Source organism: Brachybacterium sp. HMSC06H03 (assembly GCF_001807385.1).
GTDB classification, from domain to species: domain Bacteria; phylum Actinomycetota; class Actinomycetes; order Actinomycetales; family Dermabacteraceae; genus Brachybacterium; species Brachybacterium conglomeratum.
Map to the genome: position 1 here is coordinate 1 of NZ_KV788722.1, position 8,043 is coordinate 8,043.

General features: G+C 73.0%; 5 protein-coding genes and 1 pseudogene. 2 read left to right on the forward strand and 4 right to left on the reverse strand.

All coding sequences use genetic code 11. The features are described 5' to 3' along the window. Together HMPREF3159_RS05510 and HMPREF3159_RS05515 are read left to right on the forward strand one after the other, a co-directional pair. A pseudogene (locus HMPREF3159_RS05510) lies at positions 1–609 on the forward strand (hypothetical protein); the annotation flags it as partial. Between the two features lie 157 nt (positions 610–766). Continuing rightward, complete coding sequence (locus tag HMPREF3159_RS05515) at positions 767–1,984, forward strand: toxic anion resistance protein (protein ID WP_070500039.1); 1,218 nt, start codon at positions 767–769, stop codon at positions 1,982–1,984. A gap of 191 nt (positions 1,985–2,175) precedes the next feature. On the opposite strand, the gene HMPREF3159_RS05520 is transcribed toward HMPREF3159_RS05515, so the two are convergent. The 4 genes from HMPREF3159_RS05520 to HMPREF3159_RS05535 all read right to left on the reverse strand — a co-directional run bounded on the left by HMPREF3159_RS05520 (position 2,176) and on the right by HMPREF3159_RS05535 (position 7,970). Beyond that, a complete protein-coding gene (locus HMPREF3159_RS05520) occupies positions 2,176–4,959 on the reverse strand; it encodes a sugar-binding protein (RefSeq protein WP_141748090.1) in 2,784 nt (927 codons plus the stop codon). 163 nt (positions 4,960–5,122) lie between these two features. Beyond that, positions 5,123–6,307 carry a carbohydrate kinase family protein gene (locus HMPREF3159_RS05525; protein WP_083305809.1) on the reverse strand — a complete coding sequence of 395 codons (1,185 nt, stop codon included), beginning with the start codon at positions 6,305–6,307 and terminating at the stop codon, positions 5,123–5,125. Further along, complete coding sequence (locus HMPREF3159_RS05530) at positions 6,307–7,110, reverse strand: carbohydrate ABC transporter permease (protein WP_053918393.1); 804 nt, start codon at positions 7,108–7,110, stop codon at positions 6,307–6,309. Before HMPREF3159_RS05530 ends, HMPREF3159_RS05525 begins: the two co-directional genes overlap by 1 nt. Continuing rightward, on the reverse strand, positions 7,107–7,970 hold the full coding sequence (locus HMPREF3159_RS05535; protein WP_070500040.1) for a carbohydrate ABC transporter permease: 864 nt from the start codon (positions 7,968–7,970) through the stop codon (positions 7,107–7,109). The genes HMPREF3159_RS05530 and HMPREF3159_RS05535 overlap by 4 nt, the downstream gene beginning before the upstream one ends. Positions 7,971–8,043 lie beyond the last annotated feature (73 nt).

Here is an 8,043-nt window from a genome sequence, read left to right on the forward strand (position 1 = left end):
GGCCTCGGCGGGCCCGTGCTGGCCCTCGGCGCCGCGGTCGGCGTCGGCGCCGTCGCCCTCGGCGGGGTCGGCGTGGCCGTGAACCGTCCGCGGACAGGATCGGCCGCGCGTCCCGTGATCGACGCGAGCGTCACCGGCGGCACCCGCGAGGTGCTCGAACGTATCCTCGAAGCCAACGAGACCACCCGCGCCCGCGTGCGGGAGCTGCGCCCGCAGGCCTCCGCGGCCCCCGCAACCCAGGTGCTCGACGACGTCGACGCGCTGCTGACCAGGATCGACGCGCTCGTCGGCGCCGAGCAGCTGCAGCAGATGCGACCGTCCGCGGGCGAGGTGACGATGCTGGAGGGCATCGCCACCCGCTACGTGCCGGACCTCGTCGACGCCGCCGCGGACATCATCTCCTTCCTGCGCACCTTCGCCGGCAGCGCCCGCGAGGAGGCGCTGGCGAACCTCGCCTCGATCGACCGGCAGCTCGACGTGCTCGGCGAGGGCGTCGAGCGGATCGAGAGCGATCTCGTCGGCGGCGTCTCCCGTTCGCTCGAGGTGCACTCCGAGTTCCTGCGCCAGCGCTTCGCCGACCAGCACCTGGACCCGATCATCGACGTCTGACCCGCCCCGTCGGCCGCCGCGGGAGGAGCCCGCCGGCCGCGCCGCCCCTCCGCACCACCGCCGACCGACCGCACCCACCGACCATCCGCCCGAGAGATGCCCGGCCCCGCCGGCATCGACCACCAGCCATCACCCGCGACCCGCCCAGGAGGCACCGATGGACAAGCTCCAGCCGCCCACCCCCGCCCAGGAGATCACCCCGGCCGAGCCGGTCGAGGAGATCAGCGACGACGACGCGGTCTCCGTGCTCCCCGACCTCCCCGCCGAGCAGCAGCAGGAGCTCGAGCAGCGGGCGGATGCCTGGGTCGACCAGGTCTCCCAGCTGAACCCCCACTCTCAGGAGTTCACCGCGCAGGTCAACGCCCTCGGCGCGGTCGCGCGGCGCACCTTCGAGCGCACCTCGCAGACCTCCTCGCGCTTCATGGAGCAGTCGCTGCGGGACGCGAAGGACAAGAAGGGCAGCGCCCAGGAGAACGTCGCGAAGTCGCTCACCGAGCTGCGCACCACCATGGAGGAGCTCGCGCCGAAGGAGGAGACCTTCGCCGACAAGGCGCTCGGCTTCCTGCCCGGCCGCAACCGCGCCAAGCGCTACTTCCGCAGTTTCGAGTCGAACCAGGACCAGCTCGACCACGTCCTCGGCGCGCTCTCCCGCGGCCAGGAGGGGCTCCAGCGCGACAACGCGGAGCTCGCCGTGGAGCGCCGCGCCCTCTGGGAGGACCTCGGCGCCCTCCAGAAGGCCTCCCACCTGCTGGGGCTGCTCGACGATCGGGCCGTGCGCAAGGCCGAGGAGATGCGCGCCTCCGGCAAGCAGGCCGACGCCGACGCGCTCGAGCGGGACGTGCTCTTCGCCGTCCGCCAGCGCCGCCAGGACGTCGCCACCCAGATCGCGGTGACCGTGCAGGCCTACCTCTCGATGGGTGTCATCGAGGACAACAACACCAAGCTCCAGCAGGGCGTGGAGCGGGCCCGCACCACCACCGTCACCGCGCTGCGCACCGCCGTGATCACCGCGCAGGCGCTCGAGAACCAGAAGCTCGTGCTCGACCAGATCGACGCGGTCAACGCCACCACCGACAACCTCATCTCCTCCACCTCGAAGATGCTCGCCGACAACTCGGTGAAGGTGCAGCAGCAGGCGGCGAACTCCGGCGTCTCCGCCGAGACGCTGCAGAAGGCCTTCGACAACCTGTTCGCCACGATGGACGGCATCGACTCCTTCCGCACCCAGGCCAACCAGAACTTCCTCACCACGGTGACGAACCTGGAGCAGCAGGTCGAGCGGGCGCGGCCGTACATGGAGCGGATGCAGAAGGAGCGCCCCGAGCACGAGGAGATCGAGAGCGCGGCGAGCCTGCTGGAGATCGAGGACCGCTGAGCGGGCAGCTGGCGGCCGTCTCGGCCGCACCGGGGCCGGCCACGGAGGTCACGCTGACCTACGACTGGAGCGCCGTGCCCGACCAGCTGCAGAAGGAGTTCGGCCTGCCGCCGTTCCCGCCGAGCTTCCTCGAGGAGTCCCTCGCCGCGCTCGAGCGGGCGGTGACGGCGCAGTAGCCGCCGCCCGCCCGCTCAGCGCACCGTCGCGGCGGCCGCGCCGGCGCCGTCCTCGTTCTCCAGCGACACGGCCACGGTCAGGGTCGCGTCGGCCGGCACGTCCCCGGCCAGCGGGATCGTCACGACCTCGCGGGCGGAGCGGACGTCGGTCGCCTCGAGCTCGCCGACGGTCCGCTCCCCGTCCCAGACGAACACGCGCCGGGTGCCAGGCGCCGCGGTGCGCACCACGGCGCTGATCTCGCGGCGTCGGCGGGTCGCCTTGTCCACCCGCACCGCGTCCGCGCCGAGCGTGGGGAAGCCGCCGAGCCCCATCCCGTCGGCCGCGGACTGCAGGATCGACTGGGGCGATGCGACGGAGCGGGCCGAGGTGTTCGGGATCCTGGGCTCGACCGGCGCCGACGGCGCGGCCTCGAGATCCGGCAGCTCGAGCACGCCCCAGCGGAAGGGGTCGGCCTGCACGCCGGGGAAGGTGGACCAGCCGATGCGGGACTGGCCGGTGCGGTCCTGGGTGTCGGAGTCGTAGACGACCACGTTGAAGCCCACGCGGGTCGGGTCGATGCCGTCGGGCAGCTCCGCGAAGGGGATCGTCGTCTCGAGCACGTAGCCCTGGTAGGGCTCGGAGATCTCGGCGGCGATCCTCACCGAGGGCGCGACCTCCTCGATCGGGCCCTGGCGGTTGTCGTGGTCGCGTCCGGCGACCGGTCCGCCCACGCCGCCCGCGCCGTCGTCCGTGCCGGGCAGCGCCCCGAGGATGAAGGTGGTGGCGGTGTGGTCGGAGGTGCCGCGCGGGTCGATCATGATCTCGACGGAGTCGGTGCGGAAGCGCTGCTTGTTGTCCTCCGGCGGCAGCAGGGTGCCGAGCACGTCGTCGATGACCTGCACGAACACGTGCAGCGCGGCGTCGTCGTAGGTGACCCAGGTGGAGCCGGAGGCGTCCTCCGGGGTGACCTCCGACCCCTCCCACAGGGTGCCGATGTCGATCGGCTCGCCGGGGTACTCCCCGGTGCCGCGTACCGCGTCGACCTCGACGCCCTCGGTGCGGGAGGCGACCAGCCGCGGCACGAGGTGCAGGCCCTGCGCGGTCGTGGCGGGGACGCCTCCGGCCGACGCGGTGACCGTGACGGCGTAGACGCCGCCGTCCGGGGCGCGGTTCGCCGTCGGCAGCGAGGGGTCGGTGTTCTCGATCCGCACCGTGGCCGTCGACTCGCCGAGCGCGGGCACGCCCTCCACCAGCAGCTGGGCCGGCTCGGCGGTGAAGCCGTCGGGCAGGGTGAGGGTGACCTCCGCGTCCTGCACCTGCTCGGAGCGGTTGCGCACCACGATCTCGAACTCCTCGGCGCGGCCCTGGCCGAGGGAGCGCCGGGTGGGCACGAGCGCGTCGAGGCGCTGCATGCCGAGCTCCTCGGTCCACTCGAGGAAGGCGGCGATCTCGGCGCGGTCGGCGATCCCGGCCTCGACCACGCCGGCGGTGCGCAGCGGGAGCACGTTCTCTCCGGAGCCCTTGCGGGAGGTGACGCGGGCTCGCAGCAGCACGTGCTCGCCGGGGGTCGCGCTCTCCGGCACCTCGACGGTGAAGGTCGCGGTGCGGGACTGCTTCGCGGGGACCGTGCCGAGGACCTGCTTCCGCCCGGCGTCCCAGCCGTCGGGGACCTCGAGCTCGACCTGCACGCCGGGCAGGGCGCTGCCCGGGGAGCCGATCTCCACCTGGACCTCGACGCTGCCGCCGGTCTGCACGGCGAACTGCTCGCTGCGCAGCTCGAGCGTGGTGCCGAGCGGCAGCCCGCCCTCGACCGGGAGGCTCGCTCCGCCGAGCGCCGCGGTGTCGCCGCTGGTCGGATCCGGGAACGGGGTGCGGGAGTCGATCAGGGTGAACCAGGCGGCGGGGATCGTCGCGGGGTCCGTGGTGGTGGGCGGGAAGACGTGCCAGCCCTGGGTGCGGTAGGCGTGGATCGAGTCGTCGCGCACGGCCGACCAGCGCTTGCCGTGCTTCTCGGACTCGGTGCCGTTCCACGCCCCGAACACCACGTCGCTCGCCACCAGCGGCGTGAACCCGGTCGCGACGGCGTCGGGCCCGGTCGGCGCCTGGCCGTCGGAGCCGGAGCGCAGCAGACGCTTCGGGGCGAAGGGCTTCAGGCCCTCGTCGAAGTGCTCGGGGAAGACGTCCTCGCGACCGGCGAGGAGGTACGCCTCGACGGCGAACATCGCGGCCTGCTGGTGGTTGCCGTGGTTGCCCTGCACGGCCGAGGGGTTCATCGTCACGATCACGTCCGGCCGGGTCGCGCGCACGACGCGGATCACGCGGCTGAGCACGTCCCGCCCGCCCCACACCTCGTGGCTGAGCGGGGCGGAGAGGGTGTAGAAGAAGTCGACCGCGTCGAGGTTGAAGACGTGCTCGATCCCGGCGAGGCCGACGGCGGTGCGCTCCTCGCCCTCGCGGATCAGGCCCAGCGCCGGGCCCTCCTCGAGGCCGACGGCGTTCCCGCCGCCCTCGCCGCGGGTGATGGTGATGACCCCGGCCCTCTGGTTCTCGTACTCGTTCCACTGCCCGAAAGCGGCCAGGGTCCAGGCCTCGTCGTCGGGGTGGGCGCCGATGTAGAGGATGTCCAGGTCGACGCCGCCGTCGGCGAGGGCGCGCTCCATCGGCGGCAGCCCGCTGAGGTCCAGGGCGGTGGCGCCGGCGGCGAGTCCGAGCACGGCCGAGCCCTGCAGGAGGCGACGGCGGGAGAGCCCGCGCGGGGCGGGGGCGTCGGGGACGGGTGCGGCAGAGGCGGGGCGGGCGGGGAGGGGAGGGTGCGACATGGTTCCTGACTTCTCTCGTGCGGCGGTGCGTCGATGCACCGGTGGATGGGTCCAGGCGGGTCGAGTCGGTGACCGGCCAGTCATGTGCAGCTGTGTTCCACCGATGGAACGTAGCTGCACATGTCTGGCCGTGATAGGCGGGGCGGGAGGGGCCGGGCCGGGGTCAGTGCCGGCCGGCGTCGGAGCGGAGCGCGAAGGTGCCCTGGGCGCGGCGTCGGCCGAGCACGGGGTGGTCGGGGACGATGCCGTCGAGGAACTCGTAGCCGCCGCGGGTGTAGGCGGCGCGGAGGTCGCCGTCGGCGGAGGCGTCGCTGAGCTGGCGCCACCAGTCGGTGATATCGCCCCAGCCGGGCGCCGCGAGGGAGCCGCCGAACTGCTGCACGGCCAGCGCCGAGCACAGGGAGGCGAAGCGCAGCCGCTGCTCGAGCGGCCACTGCGCGAGGGTGCCCAGCACGAGCCCGGCGGCGAAGACGTCCCCGGCGCCGGTGGTGTCGATGGCGCGGACGGGCACAGCGGGGCAGAACGCCTCCTCGCCGGTGGAGGAGTCGATCGCGTAGGCGCCGTCGGCCCCGTCGGTCACCACCGCCAGCGGCACCTTCTCGGCAAGCGCCCGCACGGCACGGCCGGGGCTGTCGGTGCGGGTGTAGGCGGTGGCCTCGACGACATTGGGGGTGAAGGCGTGGCAGTGTGCGAGCGGGTCGAGGTCGGCGGGGTCCCACTTCCCGGTCGCGTCGAAGCCGATGTCGGCGAAGATCAGCGCGCCGCCGCGAGCGATCCCCGCCCACCAGGAGGTGTCCCCGGCGAGGTCCACGACGGCGGCGCGAGCGGCGGGGGCGCGGGCGATGAGGGTGGAGATCGGCTCGGGCAGGTCGTGGCCGTGGGTGACCATCGCCCGGTCCCCGTGCGCGGCGACCGAGACGGTCAGCGCCGAGTGGAAGTCGTCGAACTGCCGCGAGGCGCTGAGGTCGATGCCCTCCTCCTCGGAGAGGGTCTGCCACATCCAGTCGCCGTAGGCGTCGTCGCCGAAGCCGGCGACCAGACCGGTGCGCAGGCCGAGCCGGGCGGCGGCGGTGGCGAGGTTCGCGATCCCGCCGGGGCTCGAGCCCATCCCCTTGGACCACAGCTCCTCGCCGGGCTGGGGCAGGCGGTCCATGCCGGTGAAGACGATGTCGAAGAACACGGTGCCGGAGAGCAGCACGTCCAGCGGCGGGTCCGACGGGGTGCGCAGCGAGGCCAGCGGGTCCCAGTCCTGCCGCTCGGCGGCCTCGGGCGGGGCCGGGGTCGCGGCGCCCGGGGCGTGCGAGGCGGCGGCGGGCCCGTCGGTCAGGGCGTCGGGGCGGTCGGTCATCACTTGGCGACTCCTTCGAGCATCCCGCGGATGAAGTGGCGTTGGAGGAACAGGAACAGGATCACGGTGGGCAGGGCGATGATCACGGCGGCCGCGGCGAGCAGCGCGGTCTCGGAGGTGTACTGGCCCTGGAAGGTCGCCAGGCCCAGCGGGGCGGTGCGTCGGCTGCCGCTCGGGGTCATGATCAGGGCGATGAGGAACTCGTTCCACGTCCACATGAACACCAGCACCACCAGCGTCACGATCGCGGGCCGGGAGGCGGGCACGAGGATGCTGCGCAGCGCGCGCAGGGGGCCTGCGCCGTCGAGCGCGGCGGCCTCGAGCAGGCTCGTCGGCATCGAGCGGAACTGCGCCCGCAGCCAGAAGGTGCCGAAGGCGATGGACTGGGCGACCTGCGGCAGGGCGATCGCGAGATAGGTGTCGGTCAGGCCCAGGGTGCGCAGGTCGAAGAACAGCGGGATGATCGTCGCCTCGGCGGGGATCATCATGCCCAGCAGGAACAGGTAGAAGAGCACTGTCGCGCCGGGGAAGCGCATGGTGCCCAGCGCATAGCCGGAGCCGATCGAGAGCACGGTCGCCAGGCCCACCACGATCGCGGCGACCACGACGGAGTTCCCGAGCGAGCTGCCGAAGCCGCCCACCGTCCATGCCTCGAGGTAGTTGCCGGGGTAGAAGCCGGCCGGCTCCCCCAGCGGCGCCGAGACGGAGCCGATCAGGATCGTCAGCACGGGGGCGAGCGCGAACAGCGCGAAGGCGATCAGGAGGACGTAGTTCATCACGACCTCGCCGCGGGAGACCCTCATGACTCACGCTCCCCGATGCGGGTGACGCCCACGTTGATCGCGAAGATCAGCAGCGTCAGCACGATCGCGACGGCGCTCGCGGAGCCGACCTCGCGCAGGTCGAAGGCACGGAAGTACACCTCGTAGCTGGGCACGGTGGTGGAGTTGCCGGGACCGCCGGAGGTGGTCATGTAGACGAGGTCGAAGGTCTTCAGTGCCGCGATGATGGTCAGCACGAGCGCGACGGTGATCTCGCCGCGCACTGCGGGCAGGGTGATCGCGAAGAACTCCTTCACGGGGCCGGCGCCGTCCAGCCGCGCCGCCTCGAACAGCTCGGCGGGGATGCGGCTCATCCCGGACAGCATCAGCAGCATCACCAGCCCCATCTCGACCCAGGTGCCGATGAACCCGACGGACGCGAGCGCCGTGCCAGGGTCGCCGAGCCAGCCGCGGGTGAGGCCTCCGAGACCGACGGCCTCCAGCACCTGGTTCAGCGGGCCGACGGGCGAGTAGATCTGCCGCCACGCGACCGCGACGACGACCAGCGCGATCACCTGCGGCAGGAAGATCACGGTGCGGAAGAAGCCCATCCCGCGCACCTGGCCGCGGCGCAGGATCGCGGCGAGCACGAGGCCGACGACCAGCGGGATCACCGCGTAGAACACGATCAGGACCAGGGCGTTCCCGATCGCGGCGCGGAAGGCGGCGTCCCCGGCGAGGTCGATGTAGTTCTGGAGGCCCACGAAGGTGGACGCGCCGAAGCCGCGCCACTCGAAGAGGGAGAACTGCGCGGCGCGGCCCAGCGGGTAGAGCGCGAACGCGGCGTAGACCGCGAAGGCGGGCAGCAGGAACAGCAGAGGCGTGACCCGCGAGCGGGCCACGGCCGAGGGACGCGGGCGGCGCGACGTGGCATATGCGCCACGTCGTGTCACCCGCGTCCCGTCGGCCGACGCG

What these genes read in the sequence shown, in the direction of transcription:
- HMPREF3159_RS05515 (WP_070500039.1), top strand. Translation starts at nt 767, where the DNA reads ATGGACAAGCTCCAGCCGCCCACCCCCGCCCAGGAGATCACCCCGGCC.
- HMPREF3159_RS05520 (WP_141748090.1), bottom strand. Translation starts at nt 4,959, where the DNA reads ATGTCGCACCCTCCCCTCCCCGCCCGCCCCGCCTCTGCCGCACCCGTC.
- HMPREF3159_RS05525 (WP_083305809.1), bottom strand. Translation starts at nt 6,307, where the DNA reads ATGACCGACCGCCCCGACGCCCTGACCGACGGGCCCGCCGCCGCCTCG.
- HMPREF3159_RS05530 (WP_053918393.1), bottom strand. Translation starts at nt 7,110, where the DNA reads ATGAGGGTCTCCCGCGGCGAGGTCGTGATGAACTACGTCCTCCTGATC.